This is a genomic window from Mycobacterium sp. PO1, assembly GCF_017312405.1.
Classification (GTDB): Bacteria; Actinomycetota; Actinomycetes; order Mycobacteriales; family Mycobacteriaceae; genus Mycobacterium.
Map to the genome: position 1 here is coordinate 93,716 of NZ_BLTG01000017.1, position 19,103 is coordinate 112,818.

At 70.4% G+C, this 19,103-nt stretch carries 19 protein-coding genes; 9 read left to right on the top strand and 10 right to left on the bottom strand.

Annotated elements, in window-relative coordinates; all coding sequences use genetic code 11:
• Nucleotides 1-93: 93 nt before the first annotated feature.
• The 4 genes from J3476_RS07695 to J3476_RS07710 all read right to left on the bottom strand — a co-directional run bounded on the left by J3476_RS07695 (nucleotide 94) and on the right by J3476_RS07710 (nucleotide 4,091).
• Nucleotides 94-1,062 (bottom strand): 4-(cytidine 5'-diphospho)-2-C-methyl-D-erythritol kinase, encoded by a 969-nt coding sequence (locus J3476_RS07695; RefSeq protein WP_207065897.1) that lies wholly within the window; start codon nucleotides 1,060-1,062, stop codon nucleotides 94-96.
• Nucleotides 1,063-1,109: 47 nt separating this feature from the next.
• On the bottom strand, nucleotides 1,110-2,036 hold the full coding sequence (gene rsmA / locus J3476_RS07700; protein ID WP_207065898.1) for a 16S rRNA (adenine(1518)-N(6)/adenine(1519)-N(6))-dimethyltransferase RsmA: 927 nt from the start codon (nucleotides 2,034-2,036) through the stop codon (nucleotides 1,110-1,112).
• On the bottom strand, nucleotides 2,033-3,160 hold the full coding sequence (locus tag J3476_RS07705; RefSeq protein WP_207065899.1) for a resuscitation-promoting factor: 1,128 nt from the start codon (nucleotides 3,158-3,160) through the stop codon (nucleotides 2,033-2,035). The genes rsmA and J3476_RS07705 overlap by 4 nt, the downstream gene beginning before the upstream one ends.
• A gap of 79 nt (nucleotides 3,161-3,239) precedes the next feature.
• Entirely contained in the window at nucleotides 3,240-4,091 is an 852-nt protein-coding gene (locus J3476_RS07710) for a TatD family hydrolase (protein ID WP_207065900.1), read from the bottom strand.
• Between the two features lie 28 nt (nucleotides 4,092-4,119).
• Between J3476_RS07710 and metG the strand changes: the two genes are divergently transcribed.
• The 4 genes from metG (at nucleotide 4,120) to J3476_RS07730 (ending at nucleotide 9,137) form a co-directional block, all read left to right on the top strand.
• Nucleotides 4,120-5,652 carry a methionine--tRNA ligase gene (metG, locus tag J3476_RS07715; RefSeq protein WP_286182724.1) on the top strand — a complete coding sequence of 511 codons (1,533 nt, stop codon included), beginning with the start codon at nucleotides 4,120-4,122 and terminating at the stop codon, nucleotides 5,650-5,652.
• 139 nt (nucleotides 5,653-5,791) lie between these two features.
• Nucleotides 5,792-6,961 carry an NAD(P)/FAD-dependent oxidoreductase gene (locus tag J3476_RS07720; protein WP_207065902.1) on the top strand — a complete coding sequence of 390 codons (1,170 nt, stop codon included), beginning with the start codon at nucleotides 5,792-5,794 and terminating at the stop codon, nucleotides 6,959-6,961.
• Entirely contained in the window at nucleotides 6,958-7,842 is an 885-nt protein-coding gene (locus J3476_RS07725) for an RNA polymerase sigma-70 factor (protein WP_207065903.1), read from the top strand. Before J3476_RS07720 ends, J3476_RS07725 begins: the two co-directional genes overlap by 4 nt.
• A 50-nt stretch (nucleotides 7,843-7,892) precedes the next feature.
• Nucleotides 7,893-9,137: an aminodeoxychorismate synthase component I gene (locus tag J3476_RS07730; protein WP_207065904.1), complete on the top strand. Its 1,245-nt coding sequence runs from the start codon at nucleotides 7,893-7,895 to the stop codon at nucleotides 9,135-9,137.
• On the opposite strand, the gene rsmI is transcribed toward J3476_RS07730, so the two are convergent.
• Nucleotides 9,107-9,943, bottom strand: a complete 837-nt coding sequence (gene rsmI, locus J3476_RS07735; protein ID WP_207065905.1) for a 16S rRNA (cytidine(1402)-2'-O)-methyltransferase — start codon at nucleotides 9,941-9,943, stop codon at nucleotides 9,107-9,109. The genes J3476_RS07730 and rsmI overlap by 31 nt on opposite strands.
• A 129-nt stretch (nucleotides 9,944-10,072) precedes the next feature.
• Here rsmI and J3476_RS07740 point away from each other — a divergent pair, with 129 nt between their 5' ends.
• Nucleotides 10,073-11,521 carry a dolichyl-phosphate-mannose--protein mannosyltransferase gene (locus J3476_RS07740; RefSeq protein ID WP_286182729.1) on the top strand — a complete coding sequence of 483 codons (1,449 nt, stop codon included), beginning with the start codon at nucleotides 10,073-10,075 and terminating at the stop codon, nucleotides 11,519-11,521.
• Nucleotides 11,522-11,610: 89 nt separating this feature from the next.
• Here J3476_RS07740 and arcA read toward each other — a convergent pair whose 3' ends face one another.
• Nucleotides 11,611-12,819, bottom strand: a complete 1,209-nt coding sequence (gene arcA, locus J3476_RS07745; RefSeq protein WP_152518485.1) for an arginine deiminase — start codon at nucleotides 12,817-12,819, stop codon at nucleotides 11,611-11,613.
• 47 nt (nucleotides 12,820-12,866) lie between these two features.
• On the opposite strand from arcA, the gene soxR reads away from it, so the two are divergent.
• Both soxR and J3476_RS07755 read left to right on the top strand, forming a co-directional pair.
• Complete coding sequence (gene soxR, locus J3476_RS07750; RefSeq protein WP_207065906.1) at nucleotides 12,867-13,301, top strand: redox-sensitive transcriptional activator SoxR; 435 nt, start codon at nucleotides 12,867-12,869, stop codon at nucleotides 13,299-13,301.
• A 33-nt stretch (nucleotides 13,302-13,334) separates the two neighbouring features.
• Nucleotides 13,335-13,961 carry an alpha-ketoglutarate-dependent dioxygenase AlkB gene (locus J3476_RS07755; protein ID WP_207065907.1) on the top strand — a complete coding sequence of 209 codons (627 nt, stop codon included), beginning with the start codon at nucleotides 13,335-13,337 and terminating at the stop codon, nucleotides 13,959-13,961.
• Here the strand turns inward: J3476_RS07755 and J3476_RS07760 are convergent.
• Together J3476_RS07760 and J3476_RS07765 are read right to left on the bottom strand one after the other, a co-directional pair.
• Nucleotides 13,958-14,623 carry a DUF5642 family protein gene (locus tag J3476_RS07760; protein ID WP_207065908.1) on the bottom strand — a complete coding sequence of 222 codons (666 nt, stop codon included), beginning with the start codon at nucleotides 14,621-14,623 and terminating at the stop codon, nucleotides 13,958-13,960. The two genes, J3476_RS07755 and J3476_RS07760, sit on opposite strands and share 4 nt — an antisense overlap.
• Nucleotides 14,624-14,652: 29 nt before the next feature.
• On the bottom strand, nucleotides 14,653-15,381 hold the full coding sequence (locus J3476_RS07765; protein ID WP_286182725.1) for a DUF5642 family protein: 729 nt from the start codon (nucleotides 15,379-15,381) through the stop codon (nucleotides 14,653-14,655).
• Nucleotides 15,382-15,458: 77 nt separating this feature from the next.
• Between J3476_RS07765 and J3476_RS07770 the strand changes: the two genes are divergently transcribed.
• A complete protein-coding gene (locus tag J3476_RS07770) occupies nucleotides 15,459-16,160 on the top strand; it encodes an LpqN/LpqT family lipoprotein (RefSeq protein ID WP_152518489.1) in 702 nt (233 codons plus the stop codon).
• 4 nt (nucleotides 16,161-16,164) lie between these two features.
• Here the strand turns inward: J3476_RS07770 and J3476_RS07775 are convergent, their stop codons facing one another.
• Nucleotides 16,165-16,995, bottom strand: a complete 831-nt coding sequence (locus tag J3476_RS07775; protein WP_207065909.1) for a shikimate 5-dehydrogenase — start codon at nucleotides 16,993-16,995, stop codon at nucleotides 16,165-16,167.
• Nucleotides 16,992-17,990 carry a GNAT family N-acetyltransferase gene (locus J3476_RS07780; protein ID WP_207065910.1) on the bottom strand — a complete coding sequence of 333 codons (999 nt, stop codon included), beginning with the start codon at nucleotides 17,988-17,990 and terminating at the stop codon, nucleotides 16,992-16,994. The genes J3476_RS07775 and J3476_RS07780 overlap by 4 nt, the downstream gene beginning before the upstream one ends.
• Nucleotides 17,991-18,125: 135 nt before the next feature.
• On the opposite strand from J3476_RS07780, the gene J3476_RS07785 reads away from it, so the two are divergent.
• Nucleotides 18,126-19,103: serine/threonine-protein kinase (locus J3476_RS07785; RefSeq protein WP_207065911.1), on the top strand; the 978-nt coding region annotated here is incomplete at its 3' end.

Genomic DNA, 19,103 nt, shown 5'->3' on the forward strand with positions numbered 1-19,103 from the left:
CCGCTAGCTCTCACCGCCGATCATCTTAAGCAACTCTTAAGTAACTGCCAAACGATCGCGGCTTTTGAGGCATGAGTCACACCCGGCTGCGCCTCAGCTCGCCGGCGACGGCGTCGGCACGACGCGGGCACCGTGCACCGGCCCGCTGGCCACCCGGACCGTGCGGCACACCCCGGCGCCGGCGAGCTCGGTGCCGACGTCGAGCGCCGCTCCGGCCGACGCGCACAGGAACGCACACGTGGGGCCCGATCCGGACACCACGCCGGCCAGCGCGCCCGCCTCGAGCCCGGCGCGCAGTGTGCGGCGCAGCGAGGCATCGAGGCTCAGCGCGGCCGGCTGCAGGTCGTTGCCCAGCAGCGGCGCGAGCTCGGCGGGGTCACCCGAGGACAGCGCGGCCAGCAGCGGCTCCGGGCTCTCCAACCGGGGCGGCAGCGTGCGGCCACCCTCGGCGCGCAGCCGGTCGATCTCGGCGAAAACGGCCGGTGTCGACAGGCCTCCCGGCGAGAACGCGAGCACCCAGTGGAACGTGTGGCGGGTCAGCACGGTGGCGAGTTCCTCACCGCGGCCGGTGCCCAGCGCGGTTCCGCCGTGCAGCGCGAACGGGACGTCACTGCCCAGCTGGGCGGCCAGGGCGTGCAGGTCCCGGCGGGGCACGCCGAGCTCCCACAGCTCGTTCATCGCGACCAGCACGGCCGCCGCGTCGGCACTGCCGCCCGCCATCCCGCCGGCGACGGGAATGGTCTTCTCGATCGAGATCGACACGTCCGGTGCGCGGCCGACGTGCTCGGCCATCAACTCCGCCGCCCGCCACGCCAGGTTGCGCTCGTCGGTGGGCAGCGAGTCGGCGCCCTCGCCGGTCAGCTCCAGCGACAACAGGTCGGCGGTGGTCACCGTGACCTCGTCGAGCAACGACACCGCGTGGAAGACCGTCGTGAGTTCGTGATAGCCGTCCGGGCGGCAATCACCCACATCGAGATAGAGGTTGACCTTGCCGGGGACCCGGACGGTCACCGAACCGGTGGGAACCCACTCCGGTGCCGTATTGCCGTCATGCGCGGACACCGATCGACAGTAACGCGCGCACTGCTACGCGTGAACTCCGGTCCGGTTCAGTGGACTTGGGTCTCTTCGTCCTCGACGAGTTCCCGGACGGGCTCGGGCTTGGGCACGACGTGCCAGTCCGAGGAGCGCTGCAGCAGCCGCACGAAGTCGTCGATGGCGAGCGTCTCCCCACGGCGCGACGGGTCGATGCTGGCGGCGAGCAGCCGGCTGGCCGACTCGTTGCCGGAGCCCGCCCACTCGGCGAACGCGTTGCGCGACGTCTTGCGCCGCTGCGCGAACGCGATGTCGATGAGGTCGAAGACCTGCTGCCGGAACTCGGGATCGGTCGGCCACTTGGACGTCTCGTAGCGGTCGATGCGCACCAGGCCGGAGTACACCCGCGGGATCGGCCAGAAGACGGTCGGTGAGACGCTGCCGTAGCGTCGCACGTTCCCGAAGAACCGCATCTTGGCGCTCGGCACGCCGTAGTCTTTGCCGCCCGGCTCGGCAGCAAGCCGCTCGGCGACCTCGGCCTGCACCATGACCATGACGGTGCGGATGCTGGGGAACTCGGCGAGCAGATGCAGCAGCGCGGGGACGGCGACGTTGTAGGGCAAATTTGCCACAACTGCAGTCGGCGGGTCTGGCATCTCGGATTGCTCAAAGGTCAAGATGTCCTGGTTGATGACCTTGAAGCGGTTCGCCTCGCTGTGCGAGTGGTCGGCGATCGTGGTGGGCAGCTGACGTGCCAGCACCGGGTCGATCTCGACTGCGGTCACCCGTGCTCCGCGGTCCAGCAGCGCCAGGGTCAGCGATCCCAGGCCGGGACCCACCTCGAGCACATGATCAGACCTGTTGACGCCGGACGCGGACACGATGCGCCGCACCGTGTTGGCGTCGTGGACGAAGTTCTGACCGAACGACTTGCGTGGCCGGAAGTCAATCGACTTAGCCAGGTGTCGAATCTCGGTTCGCCCGAGGAGCCGAATTGTCATCGCGCACCGATCCTCCCGCTACAGGTCGGCCACGCTCCCCAACCTTGGCGCGCCCGAGTTACTTCAGCTATCGCGATCTGCTCTTCTCTCGTTGCCAGATCCGCTCGCTGAGCATACCTCAGACCACCGTTGCGCTCCCAGGTGTTTTGATCAAATTGAACGCCACCGAAATATCCGTTGCCCGTGTTGATCGCCCAATTACCTCCGGCTTCGCAACGAGCAAGGGCATCCCACGTCGCTCCATTGGACACCGCCGGCACTTCGGTGCCCGGTTTCGCGCCGACGCGGAGCACACCGTCGCGCGCAGGATTCACGACGACATTGGCTACTGGCAACCTGCCGGTCTCGACGCCGTTGACCGTGGAGACCGCGAAGGTGACGTCCTGGACGCCCGGCATCCCGGGGTCTTCGACGATCTGACGGCTCATGTTCAGCGTCACGTCCTCGATGCGCTGGTTGTTCGGCGTGAGCGGCAGACGCTCGGTGACCTTCTCGATGCGCATCCGGGTGACGGTGATCTCCATACCGTCGACGACGCGCGCCGACGGTGCAGGGACGACGATGTCGCTTTGCTGCAGCGGGGCACCCGCCGCCTCGAGCAGAGCCGCGACGTTGGGGGCGGCCAGATGCACGGTGCGCACCGCGCCGCCGTCGTCGAGCCGCACCGTTTTGGGGCTGACCACGGGCAACGCCATCCCACCCAGCGGGACGCGGGAGCCGCGCGAGGCGGCCAGCGGCGCCTTGTCGGTCATCCGCAGCTGCGCCAGCGCCTCGTCGACGGTGGCGGCGGTGGTCCACACCTGCTCGGTGCCGCCGCCGTCGGTGGAGATCTCCAACGGCCGGCTGCGGCGCAGGACGATGGTGTCGGACTGATGCACGGGGCTGTCCGCTGCCGGGTAGAGGTCGTCGCGCTCGCCGACGTCGAACCCGTTCTCCTTGACGACGTCGATCACCCGGGACTTCATCGTCGGCACCGTCATCGAGGCGCCGTCGACGCTCAGGGTCACGGTCTTGTGCGCGGCGACGGCGGTGCCACCGGCAAAGACCAGCGCCAACAGCGTCGCGGCGACCAGCACCCGCAGCATGGGCGAGCGCGATTGATGGAGTTTGTTCACTGCATTCACGTCGTAAGACCCCGACTTAAGCACCATGAGCCGTCGGTAATCCGACTCATGTTCGATCACAGAACGGTAACGAAAAGGCCTACGAGCGGCAACTTTCCCAGCCGTACACCCGATTCGCCGTCGCGGAGCTCTCCTCGGCGAGTTCCTCCGCAGGCCGGCCGACGAGTTCGGCCAACGCTCGCACAGTGTAGGGCAGACAGTAGGACTCGTTCGGCGCGCCTCGATACGGGTGCGGGGTCAGAAACGGCGCATCGGTCTCCACGAGCATCTGCCCGGCCGGGATCAGCGGGGCGGCTTCGCGCAGCTCACGGGCATTTCGGAAGCTCACGGTGCCCGACAGGCTGAGGATCCAGCCGGCGTCGACGCAGGTGCGCGCCATCTCGGGACCCGACGAAAAACAGTGGAAGATCACGGTCTCGGGAGCGCCCTCGGCGCGCAGCACGTCGAGCACCTCGGCGTCGGCGTCGCGGTTGTGGATCATCAGCGGCTTGCCCGTCCGCTTGGCCAGGTCGATGTGCCAGGCGAACGCCTCGCGCTGCTGCGCCGGTTCGGCGCACCCCTGCAGCCGGCCCGGCCAGTACAGGTCCAGTCCCGTCTCGCCGACCGCGACCACCCTTTCCCGGCCCGCCAGCTGCTCGAGCTCGGCCTTCGCGGCGTCGGTCAGCGCGTCCGCGCGGGTCGGGTGCAGCGCCACCGCGGCGTAGACCCGGGGATCCCAGTCGGCCGCCTGCGCGGCCCACCGGGCGGCGTCCAGGTCGTCGGCGATCGTCACGACGGCCGCCACCCCGGCCTGACCGGCCCGGTCGAGGATCACCCGCACGTCGGCGGCGTCGACGGCGCCGCACGCGTCGAGGTGGGTGTGCGCGTCGATCAGCCGACCGACGGGCTCCGGGATGGGAGGCGGCTCACGCCGCTCTTTCTGGGAGCTCACATCCGCCTACTTTAGGGTTGACCCTGACATGAGCCAGCCCTACTACGTCACCACGGCGATCGACTACCCCAACGGTGCGCCGCACATCGGCCACGCCTACGAGAAGGTCGCCACCGACGCCATCGCCCGGTTCAAGCGACTCGACGGCTTCGACGTGCGGTTCCTGACCGGCACCGACGTCCACGGCCAGAAGATGTCCGAGACCGCCGCCAAGCTCGGGGTGCCGACCGCCGAGCTGGCCCGCACCAACTCCGAGATGTTCCAGCGCATGCAGGAGCGCCTCGACGTCTCCTTCGACCGGTTCATCCGCACCAGCGACGACGACCATTTCCGCGCCTCCGAAGAGATCTGGCGGCGGATGAACGACGCCGGCGACATCTACCTGGGCACCTACGCGGGCTGGTACTCGGTGCGCGACGAGCGGTTCTTCGCCGAGGACGAGATCGAGGAACGCGACGGCGTGCGCGTCGCGATCGAGACCGGCACGCCGGTGACGTGGACCGAGGAGCAGACCTACTTCTTCCGGCTGTCGGCCTACGGCGACAAGCTGCTCGAGCACTACCGCACCCACCCGGACTTCATCGCACCCGACGTGCGGCGCAACGAGGTCGTCAGCTTCGTCTCGGGTGGCCTGCGCGATCTGTCGATCTCGCGGACGACCTTCGACTGGGGAGTGCCCGTCCCCGATCACCCCGACCACGTCATGTACGTGTGGGTCGACGCGTTGACGAACTACCTGACCGGGGTGGGTTTTCCTGACACCGAATCGGAGATGTTCACCCGCTACTGGCCGGCTGACCTGCACATGATCGGCAAGGACATCATCCGGTTCCACACGGTGTACTGGCCGGCGTTCCTGATGTCGGCCGGCATCGAGCTGCCCAAGCGGGTCTTCGCCCACGGGTTCATCAACGTCAAGGGCGAGAAGATGAGCAAGTCGGTGGGCAACGTGATCGATCCGCTGGCCCTCGTCGACGAGTTCGGCGTCGACCCGGTGCGTTTCTTCCTGCTGCGTGAGATCCCGTTCGGCCAGGACGGCAGCTACAGCGCGGAAGGAATCGTCGCCCGCATCAACGCCGATCTGGCCAACGAGTTCGGCAACCTCGCGCAGCGCTCGTTGTCGATGGTCGCCAAGAACCTCGATGCGACCGTCCCGCAACCCGGGGACTTCAGCGCCGCCGACCGCGAGCTGCTGGCCCTCGCGGATGAGCTGCTGGACAAGGTGCGCGGCCACTACGACGCGACCGCGATGCACCTGGCGCTCGAGGCCATCTGGTCGGTGCTGGGCGCCGCCAACCGGTACTTCTCCGCGCAGGAACCCTGGGTGCTGCGCAAGACCGACCCCGGCCGGTTCGCCACCGTGCTCTACACGACGCTGGAGGTGGTGCGCATCGCCGCGCTGCTCAGTCAGCCGGTCATGCCGGCCTCGATGGCCACGCTGCTGAGCCTGTTGGGGCAACCCGAGGACCAACGGATGTTCTCCGCGATCGCGACGCGGTTGGCGCCGGGCACCGCGCTGCCCGCGCCCACGGGGGTGTTTCCCCGCTACCAGGCGGACTGAGTTCTTTCCTCTATATATGTGCGCTGGGTCACACCCGCTACCTGTGTGTGCTGGGTCACACCATGTCACACTTCGGTCGTCACCGGTGTCTCAAGGTCAGCCCGGCTCGACAGGGAGCCGGCCGACCCGAGGAGTAGGCATGCCCACAAACCAGATCCACGTCGTCGTGCTCGGCGGCGGATACGCCGGAGTGATGGCCGCCAACCGACTCGAAACCCGCGACGACGTGGCCGTCACGCTGGTCAACCCGCGACCACACTTCGTCGAACGCATCCGCCTGCACCAGATGGTCGTCGACGGCGACCCGGCGACCCAGACCTTCACGACCGTGCTCAACCCGGGCGTGCACGTCGTCGTCGACAGCGCCGAGCACATCGACGCGGCGGCCCGGCGGGTGCGGCTGGCCTCCGGATCAGCGCTGGACTACGACTACCTGGTCTACGCCGTCGGCAGCACCTCCGCGACTCCAGCCGGGGTGCCGGGCGCCGCCGAGTTCGCCTACCCGATCAGCGAGTGGGAGCAGGCCCGGCGGCTACGCACCCGGCTGGCCGACCTCCCCCTGCAGGCGTCGGTCGTCGTCGTCGGGGCCGGTCTGACCGGTATCGAGGCCGCCGCCGAGTTCGCCGAGGCGGGCCGTGCCGTGACGCTGGTCAGCAGGATCATCGGTCCGTCGCTGAGCAAGCCCGCCCGCCGCTCGGTGACCAAGCGGCTGCGCAAGCTCGGTGTCACGCTGATCGAGCAGAGCTCCGTCGCCGCGGTCGGTCCCGGCCACGTCGTGCTCGACGACGGCCGCACCCTGGCCAGCGAGGCGACGGTGTGGACCGCCGGGTTCGCAGTTCCGGCCCTGGCCGCCGCCAGCGGACTGACCACCGACGGCATCGGCCGTCTCGTCACCGACGAAACGCTGACCAGCGTCGACGACGAGCGCATCGTCGCCGCCGGCGACGCGTCGGCGCCGTCGGGACAGCCCTACCGGATGAGCTGCCAGGCCGGCCTGCCGCTGGGAGCGCAGGCGGCCGCGACGGTGCTGGCCCGCATCGCCGGCGACGTGCCCGCCGACGCCACCGTGCCGATGACCGGACAGTGCATCAGCTTGGGCCGGCGGGCCGGCACCGTGCAGCTGCAACGCCCCGACGACACCCCCGTCAATGTCTACCTCGGCGGACGCACCGGCGCGTTCGTCAAGGAGCAGGTGTGCCGCTACACGGTGAAGTGGCTGGCCGGCGAAGCCGCGAAACCGGGGTCGTACAAGACGCTCAAAGGGCCCGCACGCACCACCGAACCCGCTGACGTCGCGGCGGCACCGTGACCGACGAGCACGCCGAGCGGTTCACCCCTCTGCGGCCTCTGCTGTTCACGATCGCCTACGAGATCCTCGGCAGCGCCACCGAATCCGACGACGTGCTGCAGGAGAGCTACCTGCGCTGGGCCGAGGTCGACCTGACCACGGTGCGCGACAGCAGGGCCTACCTGGCTCAGCTGGTCACCCGACAGGCCCTCAATGCGCTGCGCGCCCAGTCCCGGCGCCGCGAGCAGTACATCGGCCCGTGGCTGCCCGAGCCGCTGCTGACCGAGCCGGACCCGTCGGCGGACGTGGTGCTGGCCGAGTCGGTGTCGATGGCGATGCTGGTGGTGCTCGAGACGCTCAGCCCGGACGAACGCGCGGTGTTCGTGCTGCGCGAGGTGTTCGGCTTCGGCCATGACGAGATCGCCACTGCCGTGGGGCGGTCGGTGGCCGCGGTGCGGCAGATGGCCCACCGCGCCCGCGAGCACGTCCAGTCCCGGCGCAAGCGGTTCGAGCCCGTCGACCCGCAGGTCTCCGCCGAGATCACGGCGCGGTTCTTCACCGCGGCGGCCACCGGCGACCTGGACGGGCTGATGGCCATGCTGGCCCCCGACGTGGCGTGGACTGCCGACAGCGACGGCAAGGTCAGCGCGGCCCGCAGGCCGGTGCTGGGCGCCGACCGGGTGGCGCGGCTGGTGATGGGCTTCGCCCGGATGGCCGGCACGGATGGACGCGTCGAGCCGGCGGTCTACAACAGCGCCCCGGCGATGGTGCTGTACCTCGGCGAGCACCTCGAAGGGGTGGTGACGTTCGACGTCGAGGACGGCCGGATCACGAACTTCTACGCGATGCGCAACCCGGAGAAGCTTGCCTCGGTGATGGTGCCCCGTCAGATCGGCCGATGACCCCGACGCCGGCGGTGTCTGTCGCGCTTGACGTCTGTCAGGCTTGACCGGTGCGTATCGAGCGGCTCGGCAACCCGGGCGACGGCCCGTCGGTGCTGCGTGCGCTGGCCACCGCGACCGGCCGGCTCGGCCTGCCGCCACCGGCCGCGCTGATCGGCGAGTGGTTCGGCTCCCGGGCGGTGATCGCGCCGAGCCTGAGCGCGTCGGCGGTGACACCGGGCGACGTCTTCGCCGCACCGCCGGGCGGTCGCGGTGACGGACCGGTCGGCGGCGGCTGGTTCGGCTACCTGTCCTACCCCGACGGCGGCGCCGACGGCCGCGGCCCGCGCATCCCGGAGGCCGCCGGCGGTTGGTCGGACACGGTGCTGCGCTGCGACGCCGACGGCGTGTGGTGGCACGAAAGCCTCACCGGGACAGGGTGTCCGGGATGGGTGCGCGACGCGTTGCATGCGCCGGCCGCGCGCCGCGACGCCTCCATCACCTGGGCCGGCGCCGACCGCGCCGCGCACCAGCACGGGGTACGGGAGTGCCTGGAGGCCATCGCGGCCGGCGAGGTCTATCAGGCGTGCGTGTGCACCCAGTTCACCGGCACGCTGCACGGCGACGCCGCTGATTTCTTCGTCGACGCGGTGACACGCACCTCGCCCGCCCGCGCCGCCTACCTGGCCGGTGACTGGGGTGCGGTGGCGTCGTTGTCCCCGGAGCTGTTCCTCAGCCGCTGTGGCGAAACCACGCGGTCGAGTCCGATCAAGGGCACCCTGCCCGCCGACGCCGACCCGGCCCAGCTGCGGGCCTCGGTCAAGGACGTCGCCGAGAACATCATGATCGTCGACCTGGTGCGCAACGATCTGGGCCGCGTCGCGCGGACCGGCTCGGTGACCGTGCCCGAACTGCTCGCCGTACGCCCGGCGCCGGGGGTGTGGCACCTGGTGTCGACCGTCGCCGCGCAGGTGCCCGTCGACGTGTCGATGTCCGATGTGCTGGCGGCGACGTTCCCGCCGGCGTCGGTCACCGGCACGCCGAAAGACCGGGCCCGCGAGCTGCTGCGCGCCTGGGAGCCCGGCCGCCGTGGCGTGTACTGCGGCACGGTCGGCCTGGCCTCACCGGTGGCCGGCTGTGAACTCAACGTCGCCATCCGCACCGTCGAGATCACCGCCGACGGCGCCGCGGTGCTGGGCGTCGGGGGCGGGATCACCGCCGACTCGGACCCCGGTCGGGAGTGGGAGGAGTGCCTGCACAAGGCGGCCCCGATCCTCGGCGAGGGTCAGCCGCGCGAGCGCAGGACGGCGTCGTAGAGCTCACGCTTGGACGGGGCACCCGCGGTGGCCTCGACGACCTGCGCGCAGGCGTCCTTGACGCGCATGCCGGCACCGACGAGCCGGTTGACCTCCTCGACCAACGACTCGGGGTCCGCTGACGGGACCACTCCGGCCAGCACCACGCTGATCTCCCCCAGCACCCCGTCGGCCGCCCAGTCGGCGAGTTCGGCGAGCGTGCCGCGGACCACCTCCTCGTGCGTCTTGGTCAGCTCGCGGCACACCGCGGCGCGGCGGTCCGGCCCGAGAACGTCCACGGCGTCGCGCAGGCAGTCGCCCAGCCGCCGGGGTGACTCGAAGAACACGCAGGTGCGCTGCTCGGCGGCCAACCCGGCCAGCCAGGTCTTGCGGGCGGACCGCTTGCGCGGGGCGAACCCCTCGAAACAGAACCGGTCGGCCGGCAGTCCGGCGACCGCCAGCGCCGTCGTCACCGCCGACGGTCCCGGCAGGCACTGCACCGGCAGCTGCGCCTCGACACAGGCCGTCACCAGCCGGTATCCCGGGTCGCTGATCATCGGCATGCCGGCGTCGCTGACCAGCAGCACCGTCGACCCGGCGCGGATGTCGTCGAGCAGCGCGGGCACCCGCGACGCCTCGTTCTGATCGAAGACGCTGACCACCCGGCCGGCGAGCCGGACCTCCAGCGCCTGGGCCAGCACCCGCACACGGCGGGTGTCCTCGGCGGCGATCACGTCGGCGCTGCCCAACGCGCGGACCAGCCGCGTCGAGGCGTCCGACGGCTGTCCGAGCGGCGTGGCGCCGATGAGCAGTCGACCGGCAGTCATGTCCGACAGCCTACGATCGCTGTCGTGACCGCCGCCCCGGCCGCAGAACGCGTGGCCAGCCCGCCCGCGGCTCCGGTGATCAGCCCGGGGCCGGTGACTCCGGTGGCCGACTTCGGACCGCTGGACCGGATGCAGGGCTGGGCCATGACCGCGGTGATCACCGCGCTGGCCGCGATCACCCGATTCCTCAACCTCGGCTCGCCCACGGATGCGGGCACCCCGATCTTCGACGAGAAGCACTACGCCCCGCAGGCCTGGCAGATGCTGGGTAACCACGGCGTCGAGGACAACCCCGGCTACGGCCTGGTGGTGCACCCGCCGGTCGGCAAGCAGCTCATCGCGATCGGGGAGGCCATCTTCGGCTACAACGGGCTGGGGTGGCGGTTCTCCGGCGCGGTGTGTGGTGTCGTGCTGGTGTTGCTGGTCGTGCGCATCGCGCGGCGCATCAGCCGGTCCACGCTCATCGGGGGCGTGGCGGGGCTGCTTCTGATCGCCGACGGCGTCAGCTTCGTCACCGCCCGCACCGCGCTGCTGGACGGTTTCCTGACGGTGTTCGTGGTCGCGGCGTTCGGCTGCCTGATCGTCGACCGCGACCAGATCCGCGACCGCATGCACAAGGCGCTGCTCGACGGGCGGATCGACGAAACCGTGTGGGGGCCACGGCTGGGCGTGCGGTGGTGGCGTTTCGGCGCGGGCGTGCTGCTGGGTCTGGCGTGCGCCACCAAGTGGTCCGGCCTGTATTTCGTGATGTTCTTCGGCCTGATGACGGTGGCCTTCGACGTCGCCGCGCGCAAGCAGTACCGGGTGCCGCGGCCGTGGCTGGGGACGTTCCGCCGCGATGTCGGACCGGCGCTCTACGCCCTGGTGCTGATCCCGTTCGGGGTGTACCTGGCCTCCTACGCGCCGTGGTTCGCCTCCGAGACCGCGATCGACCGCTACGAGGTGGGCCGCTCGATCGGGCCGGACAGCGTGCTGCCGATCCCCGACGCGCTGCGCTCGCTGTGGCACTACACCTACGGCGCGTACCGGTTCCATTCCGGTCTGACCAACGCCGACGGCAATCACCACCCCTGGGAGTCCAAGCCGTGGACGTGGCCGATGTCGCTGCGGCCGGTGCTGTATGCGATCGACTCCGAGAACGTGTCCGGCTGTGGGGCGCAGTCCTGCGTGAAGGCCGTCATGCTGGTCGGCACCCCGGCAATGTGGTTCCTGGCGGTGCCGGTGCTGGGGTGGGCGCTGTGGCGGGCGTTCGTGAAACGGGACTGGCGCTATGCCGTGCTGCTGGTGGGCTACAGCGCCGGCTTCCTGCCCTGGTTCGCCGACATCGACCGGCAGATGTACTTCTTCTACGCCGCGACGATGGCGCCGTTCCTGGTGATGATCATCGCGCTGATCCTCGGCGACATCCTCTACAAGCCGGGCCAGAACGCCGAGCGACGAACGCTGGGCCTGCTGGTGGCGTGTTGCTATGTGGCGCTGGTGATCACGAACTTCGCGTGGCTGTATCCGATCCTGACGGGGCTGCCGATCTCGCAGCACACGTGGAACATGCAGATCTGGCTGCCATCCTGGCGATAGGTTTCCGCCGGACGTCACCACAGTGCTCTCACGGTAGCCGCGGAGGCGCCGACGCTACCGGGAATGCACGTTCGCGCACTCCCCCATGTCTAGAGCGGGTCGCGGGCGGCCGGGCACGACATGCAGCGTGGCCCACCGCGGCCGGTGCCGAGCTCGGAGGCGGCGATCGGCAGGACCTCGATGCCCGAATCGGCCAGCCGGGCATTGGTTTCGGTGTTGCGCTCGTAGGCCACCACCACCCCGGGCGCGAGCGCCAGCGTGTTGTTGCCGTCGTCCCACTGCTCGCGCTCGGCGGTCACCGGGTCCAGGCCGGTGTCGATGACGCGCAGCTTGCCGATGCCCATCGCGTCGGCCGCGGCGTCGACGAACGGCGCCGCGTTGTCGATCTTCACCCCCGAGCCGGTGCGCCGGATGGTGAACGCGGTCAACGTGTCCACGATGTTCGGGTACATCACCACCGCGTCGGTGTCGACCATGGTGCACACCGTGTCCAGATGCATCTGCGCGCGTTCCTGCGCAATCGGCACCGCCAACACGGTGTGGGCGAGGCCGTCGTCGAACAGGCTGCGGGCCAGCGCTTCTGCCCCCGCCGGTGTCGTGCGCTCCCCCACCCCGACCGCGAGGACGCCGGGCCCGAGCAGCAGTACGTCGCCGCCCTCCACCGGGGCCGAGCGCGATTCGTAGGCCCGCCTGGTGCCCAGGAAACGCGGATGGTGGGCGTAGATCAGGTCCGTCAGCGACGTCTCCCGGGCCCGGGCGGGCAGCGCGAGCGACGTGATCGCCACCCGCGGCCCGATCCAGACCGACGAGTCCCTGGCGAACAACAGGTTCGGCAACGGGTCGACGACGAAGTCGCCGCCGTGGTGCATCCGGCGCACCAGAGACAGCTCCCCCTCCCCGAAGGGCAACTCGTCGAACGTCATCCCGCCCGTCAGCACGTGGGCCAGCGACGGAGCGTCGAGGGTCCGCAGATACGCCGACAGTTCCTGGGCCAGCGGCACACCGAGACGCCGCGAATTCACCGCCGCGGAGATGCCGTGCATACGGGCCGCACCGCTGTGGGCCAGCGCCTCGGTCAGCAGCTCACCGAGCAGCAGCACCTCGACCCCGCGGGAACGCAGCAGCCCGGCGAACGCGTCGTGTTCCTCCTGCGCCTTGGCCACCCACGGCAGACCGTCGAACAACAGTGTGTCGTTGTTGCGGGGGGTCAGCCGCTGCAACTCCGGACCCGGCCGGTGCAGGATCACCACCCGCAGCGTGCCGACCTCCGAATCACACCCCAGCGCAGCGCCTGTCACAGCTAGCACAGTAACCCCAAACCCCCACCTCAACTATGGTTTAGGTCATGGACCGGGCCCAGGAACTCACACCGGGCGAGATGGCGCTGCGCAGCGGGGTCGCGGTGTCGGCGCTGCACTTCTACGAGCGGGAGGGCCTGATCACCAGCAGGCGCACCAGCGGCAACCAACGCCGCTACAGCCGCGACATGCTGCGCCGGGTGGCGTTCATCCGGATGTCGCAGCGCTTGGGCATCCCGCTGGCCCGCATCCGGGAAGCGATGGCCGCGCTGCCCGCAGACCGGACCCCCACCAGCAAGGATTGGGCGCGGTTGTCGGCGGCGTGGCGGGCCGACCTCGACGAGCGCATCGTCCATCTCCAGCGGTTGCGCGACAACCTGGCTGGATGCATCGGATGTGGTTGCCTGAGCCTGAAGGTCTGCGCGCTGGCCAACCCGGGCGACGCACTCGCCGAGGAGGGCCCAGGCGCCGTCCGCCTCTGAGATATCGAACGCCTGTGCGATAGACTGCCGGGCATGCAGCAGGCCCTGCAAAGCTCACTGTTCGACCACTCCGAGCGTCGCGAGCTCGGCCACGGCGCCTGGTTGGAGGTCCGGTCGGGTTGGCTCGCCCAGGACGGCGCGAGCGACGCTGTCGATGGAGCCCTGTTCGACGAGCTGCGCGACACCGTGCCCTGGCGCGCCGAGCGCCGGCAGATGTACGACCGGGTGCTCGATGTGCCGCGGCTGGTCAGCTTCGTGGATTTTCGCAATGATGCGGCGGATCCGCCCCCGCATCCTCGGCTCAAGCAGCTGCGGCGCCGCCTCAACGACGCCTACGCCGGTGAGCTCGGCGAGCCGTTCGTCACTGCGGGGCTGTGCCTGTACCGCGACGGTGAGGACAGCGTGGCCTGGCACGGCGACACGATCGGACGCAGCAGTACCGAGGACACCATGGTGGCCATCGTCGGCCTCGGCGCGACACGGGTTTTCGCGTTGCGTCCGCGCGGCGGCGGGCCGGCGCTGCGGTTGCGGCACGGCCACGGCGACCTGCTGGTGATGGGTGGATCCTGTCAACGCACCTGGGAGCACTGCATTCCCAAGACGGCCCGGCCCACCGGACCCCGCATCAGCATCCAGTTCCGGCCGCACAACGTGCGTTAGCCCTTGACCAGCTCCACCGCGCGCGTGACCAGGTCGCGGGCCCGCCCGGTGTCGACCCTGGCGACCGGCTGGTCCGGCACGACCAGCGGATTGGCGGTGACGATGACGATGAAGGGCCCGAAGTTCGCCACGTAGTTGTACAGCTCACCGGTGCGCGGTCCGGCTTGGGTGGTGGTCTGCAGCACGCGGTGGGTTCCGACCGTTTCGGTGTCCTCGATCTGCGGGGCCTCGATGACCTCGACCAGTCCGCGGATGCCCGGTCCGGTGAAGGTGACCTTCTGGCACTGGTCGCTCGGGCGGTTGACCGGCACCGGCTCCGAGGTCTCCACGGCCATCACGATGTAGCGGACTCCGTCCCCTTCGGCGGTGGTCGCGGCCATGTTGCCCTGGACGTCGGGCGGCAGGGTCCGCTCGTTGGCGAGCTTGCCGCAGTCGGCCGGGTCGAACGTCAGCCCCTCGGGCAGCGTCTGCGGGCCCAGCAGCCGCGGGTCGATGGCCGCCGGGCCGACGGTGCTGGCCGTGAACGGCGGACCGAACGAGTTCTCGATGCCCGCGATGTTGGCGATGTCGGCGTCAGCCAGATCGGGTTGGCTTGCCGCGCACGAGGCCAGCAGCACCGCGCACGCGCTCAGGGCCGGCACGGTCAGCTTCGGGTTCGACATCGCCGCCAAATGTACCCGCGCGGAGCTGCTCAACTGCGCAGCGCCGACACGGTTTCCACCAGCAGGTCGGCCGCGAACGCCGCATCCAGGCGCGGGTACGCCGAGCCGGGATCGGTGACCAGCGCGACGAAGCAGACGAACTGTCCGAGGTGGGCGACGAAGGTGTCGGCCTCGGCGCGGGTCTCGGTTCCGCCTTCGACGACGGTGGTCGCCGCGGTGGCCATCCCGACGGTGTGGGCCGCCTCCAGGGCCGGGGCCGGCAGCTCGCGCACCGTTGCGCTGGTGTGTCCGGCCGTCGCCGTCCAGGACCGGCAGGCCGCCGCCTCGACGGGCGGGCCGGGCGCGTCGGTCACGGGCGGGCCGGGCGCATCGGTGACGAGCGGACCGGGCGCGGCAGCGGCGAGCGGACCGGGCGCGGCAGCGGCGACGACCGCGTAGATGATGCCGCCGGGCCCCGAAGCCGACCAGCCCTGCGCCGAGTCGGGACGCACGGGCGGGGCAGCCAGCTCGACGCACTGCGCGGGTTGCGCCTCGACCGGGCCGGCCAACCCCCACACCGCCAGCGGTGTCGGCGCGCCGGTGTAGGAGGCGACCTCGTAGCCCGGCGGGAGCGCGTGGCGGGCGCGGTCGATCCGGGCAGGTTCGACGGTGAGGTCCCGCGCCGTCGTGTCCGCCGAGGGCGTGGGCTCCGGCGTTCCGGCACACCCGGCGCACACCATCCCGAGTGCAACCAGCGCAGCCGGCGGGGGCAGCCTCACAGGCCGTTGATATCACGGCGAACTCTGTGTGGCTGGCTGCAACACCGGCGTCGGTGCTGCGGCTATGCTGCGCTGACATGAGCACCTCCATGCGCGCCGGCGTCGTCGCCGCCGCTGCCGTCGCCCTCGCAGTCGGGTTGTCCGCCTGCGCGTCGGACACCGCGACCGAAGGCTCGGCCACCACCGAGCCGAGCACCGAAACCACCAGCGCAGCGCCGACCACGTCGGCCCAGGCCGCGGGCCCCGAATCCGGCCCGACGATGACGATCGACGAGTACGTCGCCCAGAACGACATCGTGCAGACTCCCGTCCTGCCCGACGACCCGGACGCACCGGCGGTGACTCTGCCCATCGCGCAGGGCTGGGAGGACATGGGCGACCAGAGCCCACCCGGGGCCTACCGCGCCATGGTGTTCACCGCAGACCCGGCGGCTGCCGCCGACCCGCCGACCCTGATCGCGACGATGTCGAAGCTGACCGGCGAGGTCGACCAGGCCAAGATCATGGAATACGCCCCCGCCGACGTCCAGAACATGCCGGAGTTCCAGGGGATGAACACCGGGCAGCCGAGCGACCTGGCCGGCTTCGACGCGACGTTGATCGGCGGGTTCTACACCAAGGACGGCACCACCCGGATGATCGCGCAGAAGACGGTGGTGATCCCGGCCGAGGACGGCGTCTACGTGCTCAACGTCAAGGCGGACGGCCCGGAGGCGCAGCAGGGAGCGCTGATCGAGGCGACGTCGCTGATCGACGAACAGGCCACCATCGTTCCCTGATCCCTCAGGCGCGCGAGATGCGTGACGCCTCGGCGATCTGCTCGGCCGTCGGCCGGACGCCGGTGTAGCGCTCGAACTGTTCGGCCGCCTGCAGGGCGATGACCTCGGCGCCGGTGATCACCGGGACACCGGCGGCGCGCCCGGCCGCGATCAGCGGCGTCTCCGAGGGCAGCGCGACGACGTCGAACACCGTGTGCGCGCCGGCGATGACGTCGTCGGCGAACGCCGTGTCGTGTTCTTCACTGCCCCCGGACATGCCGATCGGCGTGACGTTGATCAGGATCTCGGCGCCGCGTCGACAGGGCCCGGAACTGTCGGCGGCGAACTCGTAGCCGAGCCGGTCGGCCAGCGCCGGACCGGCATGTCTGTTGCGGGCGACGACGGTGCCGGAACCGAAACCCCTGTCGGCGAACGCCGCTCCGACCGCGCTGGCCATCCCGCCGCTACCGCGGATCACCACCGTCTGTCCGGGATCGAGTCGACGGTCATCGATGACTTGTTGCACCGCAAGGTAATCGGTGTTCGACGCAGTGAGCCTGCCGTCGTCGTTGACGATGGTGTTGACCGACCGCAACCTGGCAGCAGACGGCTCCACGGTGTCGACGAGACCGAGAACGTCTTCCTTGAACGGCATCGACACCGAGCATCCGCGAATGCCCAGGGCGCGCACCCCGCCGATCGCGGCGGCGATGTCGGTTGTGGTGAACGCCTTGTAGAGGAAGTCCAGCCCGAGCACCTCGTAGAGATGGTTGTGGAAACGGGTACCGATGTTGCTCGGCCGCCGGGCCAGCGAAATGCACAACCGGGTGTCCTTGCTCAGCGGCGGGCGGCTCATCCGACCGCCCGGATCACCTGGCGGGCCACGCCCCTCAGCTGGCTGACCAGCTCGGGGCTGAAGTCCAGATCGGCAGTCCGCGGTACGTCGATGACGGTGGTCACCACGCCGAGGTCATCGCGGTGCCATCGGGCGCCGAACTTGTCGAGGATGGCGCGCATCGGCTGGTTGTCGGCGAGCACTCGCGCGGTGAACCGTTGCACGCCGTCGTATTCCGCGGCCACCGAGATCGCGCCCATCAGGAACGTGCCGATCCCGCGGCCCTGGTAGTCGTCACCGACGATGAACGCGATCTCCGCCTCGGTCGGGTCGTCACCGCTACGGACGAACCGGGCGTCGGCCACCACCGGACCGTCGGGGCCGTCGGTCAACACGAACACGAAGTGTTCGAGGTAGTCGACCTCGAACAGATAAGCCATCAGCCGCTTCGACGGCGTGCGCACCGACTGGAAGCGCCGGTAGAGCGTCTCTCCGGAGAATTCGATCGGTCCGTTGATGGTGCGCTCGTTGTCGCCGGGCAGGACGGGGCGCAAATACAGCTCGGTGCCGTCGCCGACCTGCACGGGGATGGGAGTGACGAACGCCGCGAGGCGCTGGCGGGCCGTGCGCACCAGCCGGTCCATCAGACCCGGGATTCCGAGCATCGTCGCGAATGCCTCGCGACCGCCGACCCACCCGTGCAGCGGTTCGGTCGCGATGACGGTGGCGGTCCGGGGCGCGTCCCGGAGCAGGGCGATCTCGCCGACGATCAGGCCGGGAGCGACCTCGACGACGGTGTCGTGCCCGTCGGCGCCGGTGTGGCTCACCTCGGCCCGGCCCGATCCGATCAACAGGAAGGACACCGCCAGCTCACCCTGCTGCATCAGCACCTGTCCTGCCGAGGCGGACAGCGGGCGCAGCTCGGCGGCGAGCGGTATGAGCGCCTCGACTGGCACGCCGGCGAAAACGCCCAGGCCGGCCAGGTCCTCCGCTCGGACAACGGTCAGGCCGGACACGATCCGAGGCTACGGCGGGATCACTTCGTCCGGCAAGGTAATCCGCAGGTCGCCGGCGAGCGAACGTGACCTGCGTCGCGGATCGGTGGTGTGCGGTGCGTTTGCCCGCCCAGGCGATCGGCTACTTTTTCCGGTATGGACGGTCGCGAGTTGCTCGCCGACCGCTACGAGCTACGAGGAGTTCTCGGCCGCGGCGGGATGGCTGAGGTCCGCGACGGTTGGGACACCCGACTCGACCGGGCGGTCGCCATCAAGCTGCTGCACCCCACGCTCACCGAGCAGCCCGATCTGCGGCGCCGCTTCGACGACGAGGCCCGCGCAGCCGCCGGGCTCACCCACCCGAACATCGTGGCGGTGCACGACCGCGGCGAGCACGACGGGATGCCGTTCATCGTGATGGAGCGGCTGCCCGGCACGACCTTGGCCGACGTCATCGCCCGCGGACCGATGCCGCCGGCGCGGGTCCATGCGCTGCTCGACGAGGTGCTCGGGGCGCTGACGGTGGCTCACCGTGCCGGCGTGTTGCACCGTGACATCAAGCCCGGCAACATCCTGCTGTCCCCCGACGGCCAGACGGTCAAGGTGGCCGACTTCGGCATCGCCAAGACGCCGGGCTCCGCGCAGACCATGAATGGCCAGATCATCGGGACGATGGCCTACATGAGCCCGGAGCGGGTGGCGGGCGCCCCGGCTTCGGTTGCCGACGACCTGTACGCCGTGGCGGTGCTGGCCTACGAGGCGGTGCTGGGGCGGCGGGCGTTCCCGCACGACAACCCGGCGGCCCTGGCCCGCGCCATCATCGACACCCCGCCACCGCCGCTGGCGCGCCTGCGACCGCAGCTCGGCCCCGCACTGACCGGCGTCATCGACCGGGCGATGGCGCGCGATCCTCGGCAGAGGTTCGCCACTGCCGAACAGATGCGCGCCGCCGCCGCCGGGGATGCCGCGGCACTGACTGCCGGTGCCCCGCCGGCACCGCCGGGTACGCGCCCGCTGACCACAGTGCAGCCTCCTCCTGGCACCGTCGCCGCGCCGTCGGCCAGCTTCTACGTACCGCCACGTCGCCGTGGTCCGGCAACTACTCGCACGGCACTGCTGGCCGCCGCGGGCGTG

Coding starts and splice junctions, on each gene's coding strand:
- rsmA (WP_207065898.1), bottom strand. CDS start 2,036: ATGACAATTCGGCTCCTCGGGCGAACCGAGATTCGACACCTGGCTAAG.
- metG (WP_286182724.1), top strand. CDS start 4,120: ATGAGCCAGCCCTACTACGTCACCACGGCGATCGACTACCCCAACGGT.
- J3476_RS07720 (WP_207065902.1), top strand. CDS start 5,792: ATGCCCACAAACCAGATCCACGTCGTCGTGCTCGGCGGCGGATACGCC.
- rsmI (WP_207065905.1), bottom strand. CDS start 9,943: ATGACTGCCGGTCGACTGCTCATCGGCGCCACGCCGCTCGGACAGCCG.
- J3476_RS07740 (WP_286182729.1), top strand. CDS start 10,073: ATGCAGGGCTGGGCCATGACCGCGGTGATCACCGCGCTGGCCGCGATC.
- soxR (WP_207065906.1), top strand. CDS start 12,867: ATGGACCGGGCCCAGGAACTCACACCGGGCGAGATGGCGCTGCGCAGC.
- J3476_RS07755 (WP_207065907.1), top strand. CDS start 13,335: ATGCAGCAGGCCCTGCAAAGCTCACTGTTCGACCACTCCGAGCGTCGC.
- J3476_RS07760 (WP_207065908.1), bottom strand. CDS start 14,623: ATGTCGAACCCGAAGCTGACCGTGCCGGCCCTGAGCGCGTGCGCGGTG.
- J3476_RS07770 (WP_152518489.1), top strand. CDS start 15,459: ATGAGCACCTCCATGCGCGCCGGCGTCGTCGCCGCCGCTGCCGTCGCC.
- J3476_RS07775 (WP_207065909.1), bottom strand. CDS start 16,995: ATGAGCCGCCCGCCGCTGAGCAAGGACACCCGGTTGTGCATTTCGCTG.